The 17,329-nt window shown below is 34.4% G+C and carries 12 protein-coding genes; 2 read left to right on the plus strand and 10 right to left on the minus strand.

The window, feature by feature from the left end; translation table 11 throughout:
- The first annotated feature begins 64 nt into the window (after window positions 1-64).
- The gene (gene lgt / locus KZH69_RS14225; RefSeq protein WP_219318146.1) at window positions 65-994 is read left to right on the plus strand and encodes a prolipoprotein diacylglyceryl transferase; all 930 of its coding nucleotides are present in this window, start codon (window positions 65-67) and stop codon (window positions 992-994) included.
- Between the two features lie 56 nt (window positions 995-1,050).
- Here lgt and KZH69_RS14230 read toward each other — a convergent pair whose 3' ends face one another.
- Complete coding sequence (locus tag KZH69_RS14230) at window positions 1,051-1,341, minus strand: putative quinol monooxygenase (protein ID WP_219318147.1); 291 nt, start codon at window positions 1,339-1,341, stop codon at window positions 1,051-1,053.
- 89 nt (window positions 1,342-1,430) lie between these two features.
- Window positions 1,431-2,024, minus strand: coding sequence for an NAD(P)H-dependent oxidoreductase (locus tag KZH69_RS14235; RefSeq protein ID WP_219318148.1), 594 nt, complete (start codon window positions 2,022-2,024; stop codon window positions 1,431-1,433).
- Between the two features lie 102 nt (window positions 2,025-2,126).
- On the opposite strand from KZH69_RS14235, the gene KZH69_RS14240 reads away from it, so the two are divergent.
- Window positions 2,127-3,020: a LysR family transcriptional regulator gene (locus KZH69_RS14240; RefSeq protein WP_219318149.1), complete on the plus strand. Its 894-nt coding sequence runs from the start codon at window positions 2,127-2,129 to the stop codon at window positions 3,018-3,020.
- Window positions 3,021-3,294: 274 nt separating this feature from the next.
- Here KZH69_RS14240 and secDF read toward each other — a convergent pair whose 3' ends face one another.
- From secDF to KZH69_RS14280, 8 genes are all read right to left on the minus strand, one after another.
- The gene (secDF, locus tag KZH69_RS14245; protein ID WP_219318150.1) at window positions 3,295-6,270 is read right to left on the minus strand and encodes a protein translocase subunit SecDF; all 2,976 of its coding nucleotides are present in this window, start codon (window positions 6,268-6,270) and stop codon (window positions 3,295-3,297) included.
- 225 nt (window positions 6,271-6,495) lie between these two features.
- Window positions 6,496-7,431, minus strand: coding sequence for a malate dehydrogenase (locus tag KZH69_RS14250; RefSeq protein ID WP_077376243.1), 936 nt, complete (start codon window positions 7,429-7,431; stop codon window positions 6,496-6,498).
- Window positions 7,432-7,489: 58 nt separating this feature from the next.
- Entirely contained in the window at window positions 7,490-9,433 is a 1,944-nt protein-coding gene (gene gyrB, locus KZH69_RS14255) for a DNA topoisomerase (ATP-hydrolyzing) subunit B (RefSeq protein WP_219318151.1), read from the minus strand.
- A gap of 438 nt (window positions 9,434-9,871) precedes the next feature.
- Entirely contained in the window at window positions 9,872-13,201 is a 3,330-nt protein-coding gene (gene gatB/aspS / locus KZH69_RS14260) for a bifunctional amidotransferase subunit GatB/aspartate--tRNA ligase AspS (protein WP_219318152.1), read from the minus strand.
- The gene (locus KZH69_RS14265) at window positions 13,201-14,598 is read right to left on the minus strand and encodes an amidase (RefSeq protein WP_219318153.1); all 1,398 of its coding nucleotides are present in this window, start codon (window positions 14,596-14,598) and stop codon (window positions 13,201-13,203) included. The genes gatB/aspS and KZH69_RS14265 overlap by 1 nt, the downstream gene beginning before the upstream one ends.
- Before the next feature lie 4 nt (window positions 14,599-14,602).
- Entirely contained in the window at window positions 14,603-14,872 is a 270-nt protein-coding gene (locus KZH69_RS14270; RefSeq protein WP_219318154.1) for an Asp-tRNA(Asn)/Glu-tRNA(Gln) amidotransferase subunit GatC, read from the minus strand.
- Window positions 14,873-15,131: 259 nt separating this feature from the next.
- Complete coding sequence (locus KZH69_RS14275; RefSeq protein WP_219318155.1) at window positions 15,132-16,757, minus strand: amidohydrolase; 1,626 nt, start codon at window positions 16,755-16,757, stop codon at window positions 15,132-15,134.
- Window positions 16,758-16,844: 87 nt separating this feature from the next.
- Window positions 16,845-17,294 (minus strand): hypothetical protein, encoded by a 450-nt coding sequence (locus tag KZH69_RS14280; protein ID WP_219318156.1) that lies wholly within the window; start codon window positions 17,292-17,294, stop codon window positions 16,845-16,847.
- Between the last annotated feature and the right edge of the window lie 35 nt (window positions 17,295-17,329).

A 17,329-nucleotide genomic window follows, 5' to 3' on the forward strand; every position in this document is an offset into this window, starting at 1 on the left:
TCTTACCTTTTAGTTAACACAATTAATCGAATCAAAATAGTATTTTCACAAAAAATAAAAATAAATGACACACGCTTTGAACATTGTATGGAATCCCTCTGAAGGTATAGATTTAGGTTTTTTCATTATTCGCTTTTACAGCTTAATGTTTGTAATTGCTTTTGGGCTCGGATGGTACATTATGAAACAAATTTTTGAAAGAGAGAATGTTTCCATCGACAAATTAGATTCTCTATTTGTTTGGACCGTACTAGCCACCTTAATTGGAGCAAGATTGGGGCATGTTTTCTTTTACGATTGGGAATATTACCGTAACAATCTGGCCGAAATCATTTTGCCATTCCGATTGAGCCCCAAATTCCAATTTACAGGATACCAAGGATTAGCGAGTCATGGCGCTGCTATTTCGATTATTGTTGCAATGTATTTCTTTAGCAAAAAAGTACTTCAAAAACCGCTGTTATGGATCTTGGACAGAGTAGTTATTCCTGTTGCCAGTGGAGCAATTTTCGTTAGATTGGGAAATTTTTTCAATTCGGAAATTGTAGGTAAAGAAACAACCTCTTCGTTTGGGATTCGCTTTGTGAGAGATCAATTTACTCCAAGAGAAGCAATCAATGCGACTCAACTTCCTACGCCAAAAGAAGCATACAATGCTATTGCCACCAATCCACAATTCGCCAACTTATTAGAACAAGTTCCCGCCAAACATCCAGCCCAATTATATGAAGCTTTTTGCTATATATTTGTATTTGCAGCATTGTTTTTCCTTTATTGGAAAACAGATGCTCGTAAAAAATCAGGATTTTTATTCGGTTTGTTCTTAGTTCTTTTATTCACGGTACGTATAGTTGTAGAATCGGTAAAAGAGAGCCAAGGTGGTTTTGAAAGCGATTTAGGAAATATATTGTCAACCGGACAATGGTTAAGTATTCCGTTTATAATAGTGGGATTGTATTTTGTAATTACCGCAAAAAAGACAACTGAAATATAAATTGAACCTATCATAATTTAAAAATAGCCACTAAAAATTCAGTGGCTATTTTTTTACTACCTAATTCTTGAAGTCTCAAAAACTGTTATTTTTTCTTCTAAAAAAAGTTCAGAAACCTGATTAAATTTCAAGAAATACAATTCTTCTTTATGTAAATCCAGCCCCTCTTTATTTTTCCAAACTTCATGAAGAATAAAGACATTCGGATCTTCTATATTTTGATGCAAATCATATTGAAAACAGGCAGCTTCTTTTTTAGAATTCTTGGTTAAATCTACCAAGATAGCCTTCAATTCTTCTCTATATTCAGATTTGCTTTTAATAATAACTGTCAAATTTATTTTCATATGCAATTAATACTGTTTATATTGGAATATGTAATTCGCATATCTTCATTTGCGTTTGAGACAAATTTTAGGTCATGCTCATTTCATAATTAGTTCAAAAATAATTGAGTCAAATGATTTCTGTACATTTCTAAATCACTATCAACGTTTGACCCTTTCATAACATCATGAAAATGCAAGCTTTCTAAAGGTTTCATCCCAGTAAAAGCATTCATTCTGTGGAATCCAAATAACACTCCATCGTCAACGCTTGTTTCCCCAAAGAATTCATCAGGCAAGGTGAAAGCTTCTTTCGGTGCATTCCAAGAAGAAGTGATCATGTATTTTCTGCCGTGTAGCATCCCTCCTGTACCGTAATTAATTGCAGGATTTTTAGAGGATCGCCCGTCACTTTTGTAAATACCGTTGTCATGGCCTTCGGTAAAAACTACATCAATGTATTTCTTGAAAGCGTGTGGCAATTGAAACCACCAAATTGGAGTATGATAAATAATCACATCGGCCCAAACAAATTTTCCCACTTCTTGAGCTGGATCAAACTCATCGTTTACATCAGTACTTTTCACTTCAAAATCTTTGTGATTTAAAAAAAAATCAGCAGTCGCATTGGCTATAGTTTGATTGAATCTTCCACCTGAATGTCCGAACTTTTGTCCCCCATTTATTATAAATATCTTTTTCATAGTATCTTATTTTAATTTGATGATGCAAATTTACCACCAACAAGTCTATTATTAAAATAACATAATTCATACCTTTGTATCATAAATATAATACTTATCGACATGGTAAATTTAGAATGGTATAGAACTTTCAAATACATTTACAAAACCGGCACCTTAACTGGCGCGGCAGATGCATTGTTTATTTCACAACCTGGGGCTAGTTTGCACTTAAGTTCGCTCGAAAGTTATGTTGGCTATAAATTATTCGACAGAAGTAGCAGAAAAATGATTCCTACCGAAAAGGGGAAAGTACTCTACAATTTTATAACCGATGCATTGACAAAATTGGAAGAGGCGGAGAAAAATTTTCAGAGAAGCACCGAAAAAAACACCCCAACCATTAGCATTGGAATGTGTTTTGAGACATTTCAGATTACTTTAGAACCGTATTTGGCAACCTTCCCGTTTAATGTGATTATCCAATTTGGAGAATATCCAGAAATGATTGAGAATCTAGATAAAGGAATTTTAGATTTAATCATTACTCCGCAAATGATCGTTAAGAACACAATCGATTATCAAGCCTTTTCTTCAGAAACGATAGTTCTAATTGGTGGTAACGAAACAAATTCTGATGCCTTTGACACTTTAAAAAAACAAAATGACTTAGAAGCAATAGAACTCTGGTTGAAACAACAAAGATGGTATGGAACCACCGGAGACATGGAGCATTTGAGACGCTTTTGGCAACTTAATTTCAACAAACATGCCGATTTCAGACCAAATTACATTGTTCCGAATTTAAACTCCATAGTGCGTTGTTTAAGCAACAGTAGTGGATTGGCAGTAATTCCGGATTTCTTATGCAAAACAGAACTGGAAAGTGGAAAAATAAAGCTTTTATGGCAGGGGGAAACTCCTTTAAAGAATACTCTCTATTTTGCTAACAAAAGGAAAACCATTTACACGGAACAGATACAATTAATAAAAGATACTTTTATGAAAATAATGTAACAAAGATTACTCTCAATAATTAAAAACATGGTTTTGATTATTACATTTTTTTTAGATGATGATAAAAAAGCAAAATGCCTCCTTATAGCCCCGATAGAAGTAAAAATCCTTGTGAGCTGGGGTTCAGCTCACAAGATTGCAACGGATAGCGGGACAAATGCCGGTTGAAAATGCCAAATCTTTCTGCTCCAAAATCAATTAATCAGGTCAGAGTAAGACAAAAAAAAAGATTCAACTTTCGTTGAATCTTTTTTTTAAAATATACTTGTTATTTTTAAGCTTGCACTTCCTGGTGTTTAACTTCTACTTCATGCTTCTCATCTTTAGAAATCGTATCAACCAATACTGGAGTTGCGATAAACAATGAAGAATAAGTACCAATAATAATACCGATAAGCATTGCGAAGATAAATCCTCTAATAGATTCTCCTCCAAAAATAAACATGATTAACAATACAAAAATCATTGTCAATGAAGTATTGATTGTTCTTGACATTGTAGAGTTAATAGATTTGTTTACAATTTCTGAGAATGAACCTTTTGTTTTACCATCCAAGAACTCACGTACTCTATCGTATACAATTACGGTATCATTCATAGAATAACCAATAACAGTCAAGATAGCCGCAATAAAGTGTTGGTCAATCTCCATACCGAAAGGCATGTATTTCCAAAGCAATGAATAAACTCCTAATACAAAGATAACGTCATGCGCTACCGCTGCAATAGCACCTAAACTATATTGCCATTTTCTGAAACTGATTACTAAATACAAACCTACAATAAGCATTGCTCCTAAAACAGCCCAATAAGCATTTGTTTTAATATCTTCAGCCACTGTTGGACCTACTTTTGATGCTTGTACAACACCTAGCCTTTTACCTTCATAAGCATTTATAAATTTATCGTAAGTCATACCTGAAGCATAATGCTTTTTCAAACTTTCGAATAATTTTTTATTTACATCTTCGTCAGCAGCACTACCTGTCTCCTGTATCTTATACTTAGTTGTAATTTTTAACTGATTGTCTTCTCCAAATATTTTAACCTCAGCACTACCAAATACAGCAGTTAATTCTTCTTTAACCAACTCAGGCTCCATTGACTTTTCGAAACGAACTTGGAAAGTTCTTCCTCCAACAAAATCGACACCTTGATCAAAACCGTGAGTTGCAATAGATGCAATACTCACAATAGTTACAACAATAGAGAATAGGTAAGTCCATTTTTTAATTCCAAGGAAATCAAAATGGAAGTTAGTAAAGAAATTTTTAGAAAATTTAGTTACAAAAGATAAATCATTTTTACCTGCAATATTCTTATCAATAAAGATTCTAGCAATAAAGATAGAAGTAAACAAAGAGGTAATAATACCAATTAATAAAGTAGTAGCAAATCCTTTGATTGGTCCAGATCCAAATATAAACAATACAGCACCTGTCAAAATGTGAGTCACGTTTGCATCAACGATAGAACGCATAGCTCCAGTCCAACTATAAGAAGCTTTAACAGCTTCATCCAAAGTTTTACCAGACCTTAATTCCTCTTTCGCTCTTTCATATATAATGATATTCGCATCAACCGCAGTACCCATTGTTAAAACGATACCTGCAATACCTGGCAATGTAAGTACAGCACCTAAGCTAGCCAAAATACCAAACATAAACAATAAGTTGACTGCTAAAGCAATATTTGCATACCAACCTGCTTTACCATAATAGATCATCATCCAAAGAGATACCAAAAGCAATCCAATTACTGCAGAATTAGTCCCATTATCAATAGCTTCTTGACCTAAGGATGGTCCTACAACTTCAGACTGAATTATTTCAGCAGCAGCCGGTAGTTTACCTGCTCTTAATACATTCGCTAAATCTTTAGTTTCTGTAACATCAAACTGTCCTGAAATCTCAGATCTACCACCTGCAATCGGTCCACTTGAAACACCTGGTGCAGAATATACAATATCATCAAGAACAATAGCAATATTGCTCTTTTGAGTATAAGCTCTTCCTGTTAATTCTTCCCACTCTTTTGCTCCTACGTTATTCATTTGCATAGAAACAGCAGGTTTTCCTAATTGATCAAAAGTATCACTAGCGTCTGTTACAACACCACCACCCATTGAAGCTACATTATCTCTGTTTCCTTTTAAAGCATATAACTCAACAACTTCAACCTCTTTTTCTTTTGCATCCTTAATTGTAGTTGGTTTTCCCCATACAAATTTTGCATAACGTTGTTCACCTGCCAATAAAATTCTGATATCAGCTCTTTTGAAGTAAGAATTGATTGTAGCAGTATCTTTTGGAGAGAAAAGACCTAAAACTGGTCCACCTCCTTGAGCTACAATTTTATCAATGATAGGATTATTTCCTTTTTTAGTTGCAGTAGAATCTTTTCCATCAGTCAATAAAGCACTTAATGAATCTTTTGCAACAGTTTTAGTTTCAACTTTAGCAATTTCAGTTTTTTTCAAAGCCTCGTTTGCAGCCATGATGAAATTACCAATTTCTTCAACTTTATAAGTTTCCCAGAACTCTAACTGAGCAGTACTTTGCAATAATTTTTTGATTCTATCAATATCTTTAGCACCTGGAAGTTCCACAAGGATTTGCCCGGACTCTCCTAATTTTTGAATATTAGGTTGAGTTACACCAAATTTATCGATACGTTTTCTTAATACACCAAAAGCACTTTCAACAGATTCATCAACTTTTCTTTTGATTACTTTCTGAACTTGAGCATCTGTCATTTGAAAAGTAACTCCACCTTCACCTTGCAAACTTCTGTTAGCAAAAATATCTGGAGATGCTAATTTCACTGAACCTTTAGAATTAGCTTCAAAAGCTTCAAAAAACGCATCAATATAAGCTTGATTTCCTTTTTTATTTGCAGTGGCATCCGCCAAAGATTTATTAAAAACTGGATTTTTCGAATTATTTGATAATCCTTTCAAAATGTCTTTAACAGAGATTTGAAGAGTCACATTGATTCCTCCTTCTAAGTCAAGTCCTTTGTTGATTTGTTTATCTTTTACTTCATTGAATGTAAAATCAGTAAAACCTAAGCTAAATACTTTTTCTTTACCAATTGAATCCAAATATTTTACTTCTTTTTCTGGGTTTCCGCCAGCAAAAGATTTTGCATCACTTTTTACTTTGCTTGAAACAAAAGTGAACGAAAGCTGGTAAATACTTACCAATGCAAATAGAATTGCGAAAAATTTAATAAGTCCTTTATTCTGCATTATTACTAAAAATTAATTATTTTTATTTATTTATTTTTGTTTTAAACCCTATAAAATAAGCCATTACGTCATTTTTGAAAAACAAAAAAGAACTGCACGATTTATGTCATTTTTTTTAAACCGAGCAAATATATAATTAACGGAAAGATTAACCAATTTATTTATTAATTAAAATCAAAAAAAAGACTGCAGAAAATGCAGCCTTCTTTCATTATACGTTTATTATTATGCTAAAACAGTTTTTAAATCAGCATTCATGCTTCTTACGGCCTCTGCACTTTTTGCAAAAGCAGCTTTCTCAGCATCATTTAATTTAATATCAACTATTTGTTCAATTCCGTTTTTACCGATAATACATGGCACACCGATACAAATATCGCTTTGACCGTATTCACCGTCCAACATTACTGAACAAGCAATCATTTTCTTTTGATCGTTCAAAATACTATCTACCAAATAAGCAACAGAAGCTCCAGGTGCATACCAAGCTGAAGTTCCTAACAAACCTGTAAGTGTAGCACCACCAACCATAGTGGCAGCGGCAACTTTTTCCAATTCTTCTTGAGATAAAAATTCAGAAACTGGAATACCATTATAAGCAGCCAATCTTGTCAAAGGAATCATAGTAGTATCGCCATGTCCACCAATAACCATAGCCGAAATATCATTAGATGGTTTATCCAATGCTTTAGACAAATAATATCTAAAACGAGAGCTGTCTAAAGCTCCACCCATTCCGATGATTCTATTTTTTGGCAATCCAGTAGCTTTCAATGCCAAATAAGTCATTGTGTCCATTGGATTAGAAACTACTACAACAATACAATTTGGTGAATGTGCCAATACATTCTCTGCAACAGTTTTAACAATTCCAGCATTGATTCCTATTAATTCTTCTCTAGTCATCCCTGGTTTTCTTGGAATCCCAGAAGTAATCACAACCACATCGCTGTTTGCTGTTTTAGAATAATCATTGGTTACACCCGAAACATTTGTATTAAAACCAGTATTTGTAGCACATTGCATGATATCCATAGCTTTACCTTCGGCAAAACCTTCTCTAATATCCAATAATACTACTTCACTTGCAATTCCTCTATAAGAAATTGAATCTGCACAGGATGCTCCCACATTCCCTGCTCCTACAATGGTAACTTTCATTTTTATTTGTTTTTTATTAATTTCAAACCAAAAAAGAAAAATACAGTTACTCTAAAAACTACGCATCGATATTTGCGTAAACTGCATTTTTCTCGATAAACTCTCTTCGTGGCGGCACTTCATCACCCATTAACATAGAGAAAACTCTATCCGCTTCTACCAAACTATCAATTGTAACCTGTCTCAATGTTCTAAAACTCGGATCCATTGTAGTTTCCCACAATTGTTCTGCATTCATCTCCCCAAGACCTTTATAACGCTGAATGGCTGCTCCCCCACCCATTCTAGCATTTGCATCATCGCGAGTTTTGTCGTCCCAAGCATATTCTTTATTCTTTCCTTTTTTAACCAAATACAAAGGTGGAGCCGCAATATAAACGTGCCCCTCTTCGATTAGTTCTTTCATAAAACGGAAAAAGAAAGTCAAGATCAAAGTAGCAATGTGACTACCATCGACATCGGCATCACACATTATAATTACTTTATGATATCTTAATTTTTCAATATTCAAGGCTTTAGAATCCTCGGCAGTACCAATAGTTACACCAAGTGCCGTAAATATATTTCGAATCTCTTCATTTTCGAATACTTTGTGATGCATGGCTTTTTCCACATTCAAAATCTTACCTCTTAAAGGCAAAATTGCTTGAAAGTTTCGGTCACGACCTTGCTTAGCCGTTCCCCCTGCCGAATCTCCCTCGACAAGATACACTTCACATTTTGCTGGATCCTGCTCGGAACAATCCGATAATTTTCCTGGTAATCCTCCACCACCCATTACAGTTTTACGCTGCACCATTTCACGCGCTTTTTTAGCCGCATGACGTGCTTGTGCCGCAAGTATTACTTTTTGAACAATAATGCGAGCATCATTTGGATTTTCTTCCAAATAATTTTCAATCATTTCGCTCACCGCTTGACTTACCGGAGAAACAACCTCACGGTTTCCAAGTTTGGTTTTGGTTTGACCCTCAAACTGAGGTTCAGCTACTTTTACCGAAATAATCGCTGTAAGACCTTCACGGAAATCATCTCCAGAGATATCAAACTTTAATTTATCCAACATTCCGGAAGCGTCTGCATATTTCTTTAGAGATCTTGTAAGACCCGTTCTAAAACCTTGCAAGTGTGTTCCTCCTTCGTGCGTATTAATATTATTTACATAAGAAAAAATGTTCTCAGAGTAACTTGTATTGTAAATCAACGCTACCTCAACTGGAATTTCTCCTTTTTCGTTATCCATAGAAATCACATGCGCAATAATTGGCTCACGATTTCCGTCTAAATATCGAATATATTCTTTTAATCCTTCAGAAGAATGAAATATTTCTGAAACAAAATTTCCATCTTTATCACGCTCTCTTTTGTCTGTAAAAGTAATCGTGATTCCTTTATTCAAGTACGACAACTCACGCATACGAGCGGACAAAGTATCATACGAATATTCTATTGTTTGGGTAAATATGGAAGGATCCGGATAAAAAGTAACAATCGTCCCTCTTTTGGTCGTTTCTCCAATTTGTTTCACTGGATAAAGCGCTTTCCCTTTTTCATATTCTTGTTCGTATACTTTTCCATCACTACTATGGACTGTTGCTCTTAAATGGTTTGACAATGCATTTACCACCGAAACCCCAACACCGTGAAGACCTCCAGAAACTTTATAAGAATCTTTATCGAATTTACCTCCTGCACCAATTTTAGTCATTACAACCTCTAATGCAGAGACACCTTCTTTTTTATGAATACCAACTGGAATACCACGACCATTATCTTCTACAGAAATTGATCCATCTTCATTGATATCAACTCGAATCGTATCACAATGACCTCCCATTGCCTCATCGATTGAGTTATCTACTACTTCATAAACTAAATGATGTAACCCTCTTACACCTACATCTCCAATGTACATCGATGGACGCATTCTCACGTGTTCCATTCCTTCTAAAGCCTGGATACTGTCTGCTGAATAATTGTCCTTCTTGATTTCTTCGCTCATATAATTTAATCTAAAAAAATGTGTTTTTCGTCTAACACGCAAATATAGAAAATTGTTACCTATATAAGTACTTTATTCCGTTTATAAGCATTTAAGTTATTAACATTTATAGGTTCATATCCACAAAAAAACGTCTTCAAAACTGAAGACGTTTTTAGAAATAAATAATAGAGTTTTATATCTTCTTTTACATACACATCATTATTCGTACTTGCCACAGCTTTATCAGATCGATTATTCCTGTTTTTTAGCTGTTTTACCGCACTAAAATATGATTTTTACAGAGAAGCCGTAAAACATTTTTTTAAATGAATAACGTAATATTAGCGCTCCAATATGCAATGTAAAAATACTAACAAGGGAATTAAACAAAAAAAAAGCCAATTTATACTTAAAAATATAAATTCGCCTTTTAAATAGTTTGAGATTATAAAAAATTTATCTCATAATTCGAACATTCATTTCTTCTACCTTTTTATCAGACAAAAGAGATGGTGCTCCAAATAATAAATCTTCGCTGGTCCCAGTTTTCGGGAAAGCCATTACTTCTCTAATGGATGCTTTTTTCTCCAAAATCATCATCAAACGGTCAATTCCCCAAGCAATTCCACCGTGTGGCGGTGCGCCGTATTGGAAAGCCTTGTGCATCGTTCCTACGCTTTTCATCATTTCTTCTTTATTGTAACCCATATTTCTATAAGTCGCTTCCAGAATTTCAGATTTATGTGCACGAACTGATCCTCCGCCGATTTCGTAACCATTTAAGATAATATCGTACTGTTGTGCGATGATAGTTCCAATTTCATCGTCATCGCCTTTCATATGCTTTTCTAAATCGTAAATCGCAGGCATTGAGAAAGGATTATGGGTAAAAGTCCATCTTCCTTCATCTGTTCTTTCAAACATTGGAAAATCAACAACCCACGCCGGACATAATTCCTTCGGATTAATCAAGTGAAGCATTTTGCCCATTTCTTGACGAACTGCATCCAAAGCTTTATTAGCCGTTGCATAATCCGCCGCCGAGAAGAATACAATATCACCCACTTGTGCATTTGTAGCTTCTATGATTCCTGCCGCAATATCTTCGCCTAAAAACTTAATAATCGGCGACTGCAATTCATCTTCATTTACAATAATATAAGCCAATCCACCTAAGCCGTGCTGTTGAGCAATAGCAGTAAGGTTTTCGATCTGGCCTTTAGACATACGCTTGTTTCCTTGTTCTTTAGCCGAAACCTTGATACATTTTACAATTCCACCATCTTCAATAGGTTTACTAAAAACTTGGAAAGTCGTGTCTTTTACAATATCTGTAATGTCCTGCATTTTCAATCCGTAACGCAAATCTGGTCTGTCGCAGCCATAGAAGTCCATCGCGTCTTTGTATGTAATAACTTCAAACGGACGCAAAATCCACTTGTTCCCATATATTTTTTTAACTACTTCATTAAACATTTTGGTGTTTAAATCTATAATCTGCTGCATGCTTGCGTAGGCCATTTCCATATCCAATTGGGTAAATTCCGGCTGACGGTCTCCTCGGGAATCTTCGTCTCTAAAACAACGCGCAATTTGGAAATATTTCTCATAACCGCTTACCATCAACATCTGTTTAAACTGTTGTGGAGCCTGTGGCAAAGTATAAAAGAATCCAGCTTGCTTACGTGTAGGAACAATAAATTCACGTGCGCCTTCATCGGTTCCTGCACTTAAAATTGGCGTTTCAATTTCTAAAAATTCTTCTTCATCCAAAATGTCACGCAATAATTTAATTACTTTATGACGATTTACGATTGCTCTTCTTACCTCTTCATTTCTGTGATCTAAAAACTTATATTGAAAACGGATTGCTTCGTTCGTTTTAGTCGCTCTTTTAATCTCAAAAGGCAATGTTTTAGATAAATTTAAAATCTCCAATACCGAAGTTTCCAATTCTATTTTACCGGTACGCAAACCTGCATTATAATCATCCTCATTACGCCCTACTACAATACCTTTTACCGAAATTACCGACTCTGGTTTTAATTTTACTAACTCATCAATATTAGGAAATGATTCTCTACTGATTCTTACTTGAAAAATCTCATAACTTGAATCACGCAAATCAATAAACATTAATTCCCCGTGATCACGAACACTTGCTATCCAGCCAGACAACATCACTTCTACGCCAATGTTTTCTTCTGATAACTGTGAAATTTTATGTGTCCTATAGGTGTCTTTTATAATAATAGGAATTTCAGGAAGTGATTCTTCTTGAGCCTCTTTATTCTCCAAAACTGTTTCTTTGGAAACTTTTTCAGCTGCTTCCTTGTTTTCTAAAACAGCAGCAGCTCCTAATTTATCTAAAATAATTTGACGAATTACTTTACCATTAGCACCTTTTCCGATAACGCCTAAAACCTTACCAACTAAAATCCCTGCTTTTCCTTGATCTCCAGCTTTAATATCATTGACTACAGCCTCATTTTCTGAAAGGACTTTAGCAATCACTTCTTGGATTTTCTCCTCAGAAATAGTATTTTCTTCAAAATACTTATTGTAATCAAAAGTTCGATCTTTTAAATAACCAACAATTGCATTTTGAACTAAAACCGCCGTAATTTTTTCGGCTTTAAATAATTGGAAAATTTCAGTTAAATGAGCAATACTATGGATTTCAGCGTAATCTTCAGCCTTAATATTGTTTGCTAAAGTTTTAGCAACAAACGAAGGATCTTTGATTTCGTTATTTATTTCTACAAAAGTTTGAGAACGCAACTTATCTGCCGTAAAAAATTTAGCGTCTTGTGGTAAAACACCACCATTAATTAAAATAGATTCTACAGCATATGGCAAAGCGCTTGTATCCACTTTAATTGCCTCAATCTCCGCTTTAATATTTACAAAAGGTAAATCCGGTTCAGAAATAAAACGGTAATCCGCTTCAAATTCTTTTTTACGCATTACTTTGGTCTGCTTTAAATCAGCATCCCATAATACAGTCGTTTGATCAGGTCTGAACTCTTTGTGCTCAATGAAATAATTGAATTGTTTTTCAACTTCTTCTTTTAAAGCTTCCACCATAAACTTAAACGAGTTTAAGTTTTTGATTTCCGTTCTTGGGTTTAAATCATAACTGTGTTTTTTACGCAAAGACACAGAAACATCCGATTTAAACTCCCCTTTTTCAAGATTCGCTTCAGAGATTCCTAAGTTTTGAACAATACGCTGAATGTATTGCGCGTAGGTTGAAGCGTCTTCAATATTTCTGATACAAGGTTCCGTAACAATTTCAATCAGCGGAACACCAGCTTTGTTAAAATCAACCAAAGAAATCTTCTTTTCGTGCATCAATTTTGCAGCATCCTCTTCAATATGAACCTGAGTTAAATTTACGGTAAATTGAGAACCGTCATTTCGGTAACAGGACACATGTCCATCAGGAATTATCGGATTGTGGTATTGCGTTATTTGAATATTTTTCGGATTATCTGGATATTCGTAATGCTTTCGATCCCAAGAGATCACTTCATTACTAAATGACGAATCCACCGCTTTTCCAAAGTAAATCGCTTTTGTAATCGCTTCTTTGTTTAAAGCAGGCAAAACCCCCATTTGTCCCGTACAAACGGAACATATGTTTTGGTTAGGTGTTTCTATTTCTTGATTTGGACAAGAACAAAACAACTTGGTTTTGGTATTCAATCGAACGTGAGTTTCCAGTCCAATTACCAATTCTAAATCGTGGGCTTTTATAGCCGCTGTTAATTGCTCCAATTCCATTATATCAATTCTTTTAAGAAGTTAGCAAACTTCAATACTAATTCATCATTATTTTTTGCTGCAGTAATTTGCAATCCTGTGCTTGTTCCTTGTGGCACTGTTAAAGTTGGTAATTGTCCCAAACTAAAACCAACCGTATAGGCATCGGATAAATACATAGCCAATGGATCTTTTAAACTGTCTCCAATTTTAGGAGGCGTGTTTGGTGTAACTGGTGACAAGATAATATCAACTGCTTCAAAATCTTTACTGAAGTTTTCAGAAATCTGATCTCTTAGTGCCAATCCTTTCAAATATATTTCATCTGAAAAACCTTGAGACAACACTTGGTTTCCACCAACAATTCTACGTTTTGTTTCTTCTGAAAAGTTTTCAGAACGGGTCACGGCATAAGTTTCAATTAAATTCTCCGCTTCAATACGATTACCATAATTGGTTCCGTCTAAACGAGACAAATTTGAAGCCGTTTCTGCCATCGCCAAAGTATAGTAAGTAGAAACCAAAATATCCGATTTGAAAAAATCCAGTTCTTTCACTTCAATTCCTTTGGCTTTTATTTTTTCTATACTTGCTAAGAAATCAGCCTTTATTTGAGCATCAATAGCGTCGCTTTCCACGAAGTTTTTAAAATACCCAATTGTTTTTACGTTTGAAGTTGCGATTGCATCTTCACTAATTTCAGTTGATGTGATTGAAGTTTGATCTTTTGTATCTTTTCCGCTCATCACATTCAGTACAATTCTAATATCTTCAACCGATTTGGCCAATGGACCAACGCAATCCGTCGAAGATGCATAAGCCATAAGACCGTATCTGGAAATTCTTCCGTAAGTTGGTTTTAAACCGTAAATATGATTGTATCCAGCTGGCTGACGAACTGAACCTCCCGTATCACCTCCAATAGAAAAAATAGTATATTCTTTTGCAACGTTAACTGCAGATCCACCACTTGAACCACCAGCAACTAATGTTGGATCGATAGCGTTTTTCACAGCTCCAAAAATAGTGTTTTCACTAGACGACCCGTGACCGAAACTATCACAGTTTTCTTTAACTAATGGAATAGCGCCAGCATCCAATAATTTCTGAATGGCAGTAGCCGTATAAGGCGATTTATAATTTTTCAACAAATCAGAACTTGCTGTAGTGTAAGTTCCTTGCAACATAAATACATCTTTAATTCCAAATGGAATTCCTTCTAACAAACCTATTGTTTCTCCCTTTGCAATTTTAGCATCCACCTTAGCCGCTAAATCTAAGGCCAAAGTATCTAACAAAGAATTTACAGAGTTGTAGGTGTTTTGTTTAAGCAGATCTAATTTCTCTTGTACCAAAGCTGTACAAGTTATTTGTTTTGACACCAGTTGTTGGTGTATTTTTTTTATTTGAGAATCCATTTTTTTATCCTTCTATAACTTTAGCAACAACTAAAAAACCATTTTTCTTGTTCGGGAAGTTTTCCAAAATTATTTGTTTCTCAATAGCCGAACTCTCTATCACAACATCTTCTCTTAAATTACTTACAGACACACAATTATAATTGACATTATTTAAAGAATTATTATTTGATGGAACTGCATTTTTAATTACATCAAATAATTTGTTCACGCTCTCTGAGGGCTGTGCTCCTTTAATACTCGACAATATGTCGACTGTCATTGTTTTGCTCATAATTTCATTTAGTTTTAAAGTCAAACTTTTAAGGTGGCGAATTTACAAAAGTTTTATTAGGGAATCACGTTTATTTTAATGATTTCAACTGTTCTCAACATAAAAGAACAACATTTTAACATTATGTTAAATTTAATTACAATATGTAACAGTATTTCAAAATAGTTTAGGCAGAATAGAGAATTTCGCAAAACTGCAAAAGAATCAAATCCGTTTTTTGAGTTATAAACTGTGATTTTTTTACTTTTGCCAAAAAAAATTATTTCATTTTCTCTCCTTTCAAAAACACTTGAGTCGGAATTAATTTAACCATCTGCTTTTCATCAACTTTCATCAAATCCTGATCAAACATTACAAAATCGGCCCATTTACCCACTTCAAGACTTCCTTTTTCTTTTTCTTCAAAATTAGAAAAAGCAGCCCAAATGGTCATTCCTCTCAACGTTTCTTCCCTTGTCAAAGCATTTTCCATTTGAAAACCAGCCTTTGGATAGTTCTTAATGTCTTTTCTTGCTACAGCAGCATGAAATGTCAACATTGGATTTACTTCTTCAACAGGAAAATCTGTACCCAAAGCAACGATTCCTGCTTTTTGAAGTAATTTTTTATAGGCATAGGCATTTTTCAATCTATCTTTCCCCAATCTTTCGCCTGCCCAATACATATCAGATGTTGCATGAGTAGGCTGTACTGAAGGAATTATTCCAGTCGCAAAATAATCAAAATCGGCTTCTTGAATCACTTGTGCATGTTCAATTTTCCATCTTCTGTCTTTTTTACCAGTCAATGCTTCCTTGTATATTTTCAACAAAACGGTATTTGCAGAATCTCCAATAGCATGTGAATTCAACTGAAAAGGAGAATTAGCAATTTGTTTGGCTACATTTTTTAATTCTTCCACAGAAGAAAGCAATGCACCATATTGTTTCGGACTATCCGAATAAGGTTTATGCAAACAAGCGCCACGAGAACCCAATGCACCATCTCCATACATTTTAAAAGAACATACATTTAAGTTATCGGTTTTGTAAATTCCTTTTTTCAAGTACAAATCGATATTCTTCTGATTTGCCGTAATCATCGCATACACATTAATTTTCATTGCTTTTGCTTTTTGCAAGCTATCCATCAAATTAATGACATCCGGATCTAAACCAGCATCATTGACAGTTGTCAACCCATATTGAAACATCACTTTTTCGGCGTCCAATAATCCAGCGATTTGTTTTTTTCGATTTGGTTTAGGTATTATTTTGAAAACCAACTCCATTGGATTATCAATTAAAATCCCATTAGGTTCACCATTTTCCAAAACTATTTCTCCACCAGAGACTTTTGTTGATTTTGTGATTCCTGCCAATTTCAAAGCCAAACTATTTACAACAATTGCGTGACCATCTATACGATTTAAAACTACCGGAATATTTGGAAAAACTACATCTAAATCTTCTTTCGTTGGAAATTTAGCTACTTGCCAATCATTTTGATCCCATCCATTTCCAATAATAAAAGTAGATTTTCTTTCTTTTTGATATTTCTTGATTCTATCAATTACTTCAGTCATACTTTTGGTTCCCCGTAAATCGACTTCTTGCAGACTCAGTCCATAACTATAAAAATGACAATGGGCATCATACAACCCTGGATAAACAAATTTCCCTTTTGCATCAATAGTATTTTTGGAATCATAAGAATTTGCTATTTCATCATCGGAACCAATAGCCACAATTTTACCAGATTGAATCGCCATAGCCGAGGCTTTACCAAAATCTTTATTTACGGTATAAATATTGGCATTCGCAACAATAGTATCTACAGCAATCTTATTTTTTTGATTACAGGAAACCAATAAAATCAATGAAAGCAAAAAAGAAATTTTCTTCATAATAAACAGTTTAATTATTGGAGCTAATATAAAGAAAGAGCTCCAATAAACCGCAAATCATGAAATGAATTGTTTTAAAAAGAGAGACTATAAAATTTCCTCTATCGTATATTGGGTGGTATTAATATCAAAAGAAAATCCTGTTTTTTCCCCCATCAATTTATTTCCAAGTGGAGATTGCGGAGACAAAGCAATAACATTAATACCTTCAACATTAATTTTTGGAAGGGCAAGACTTAGGTACAAATAAATCCCATTAGCTTTCACCAAACTTCCCAGAATAATAGTTTCTGCCACAACAGAAGGATCCAATTTATCCAAAACTGCTTTTTGAGTCAGTACTTCCTTGAGTTTCGTATTGAGTTTTTCTTGTTCGATATGCATCATAGACAAGGCCGTTTCATGCTTATCGCCTGCCGAACCTTTGGCATCGTTCTTAGAATCTTCGGTCAAAGCCACAATCATGTCCCTGAAAGCATCTATTCTATCTTGAATTAATTGATGGTAACGATGGTATATTTTTTGTTTGAAAGTCATTTATTAGACTACTTAGATTTTTAGATTCTTAGATT

It is taken from the genome of Flavobacterium taihuense (assembly GCF_019351435.1).
In the GTDB taxonomy this organism is placed as follows: Bacteria; Bacteroidota; Bacteroidia; order Flavobacteriales; family Flavobacteriaceae; genus Flavobacterium; species Flavobacterium taihuense.

Coding starts and splice junctions, on each gene's coding strand:
- lgt (WP_219318146.1), top strand. CDS start 65: ATGACACACGCTTTGAACATTGTATGGAATCCCTCTGAAGGTATAGAT.
- KZH69_RS14230 (WP_219318147.1), bottom strand. CDS start 1,341: ATGAAAATAAATTTGACAGTTATTATTAAAAGCAAATCTGAATATAGA.
- KZH69_RS14235 (WP_219318148.1), bottom strand. CDS start 2,024: ATGAAAAAGATATTTATAATAAATGGGGGACAAAAGTTCGGACATTCA.
- KZH69_RS14240 (WP_219318149.1), top strand. CDS start 2,127: ATGGTAAATTTAGAATGGTATAGAACTTTCAAATACATTTACAAAACC.
- secDF (WP_219318150.1), bottom strand. CDS start 6,270: ATGCAGAATAAAGGACTTATTAAATTTTTCGCAATTCTATTTGCATTG.
- KZH69_RS14250 (WP_077376243.1), bottom strand. CDS start 7,431: ATGAAAGTTACCATTGTAGGAGCAGGGAATGTGGGAGCATCCTGTGCA.
- gyrB (WP_219318151.1), bottom strand. CDS start 9,433: ATGAGCGAAGAAATCAAGAAGGACAATTATTCAGCAGACAGTATCCAG.
- gatB/aspS (WP_219318152.1), bottom strand. CDS start 13,201: ATGGAATTGGAGCAATTAACAGCGGCTATAAAAGCCCACGATTTAGAA.
- KZH69_RS14265 (WP_219318153.1), bottom strand. CDS start 14,598: ATGGATTCTCAAATAAAAAAAATACACCAACAACTGGTGTCAAAACAA.
- KZH69_RS14270 (WP_219318154.1), bottom strand. CDS start 14,872: ATGAGCAAAACAATGACAGTCGACATATTGTCGAGTATTAAAGGAGCA.
- KZH69_RS14275 (WP_219318155.1), bottom strand. CDS start 16,757: ATGAAGAAAATTTCTTTTTTGCTTTCATTGATTTTATTGGTTTCCTGT.
- KZH69_RS14280 (WP_219318156.1), bottom strand. CDS start 17,294: ATGACTTTCAAACAAAAAATATACCATCGTTACCATCAATTAATTCAA.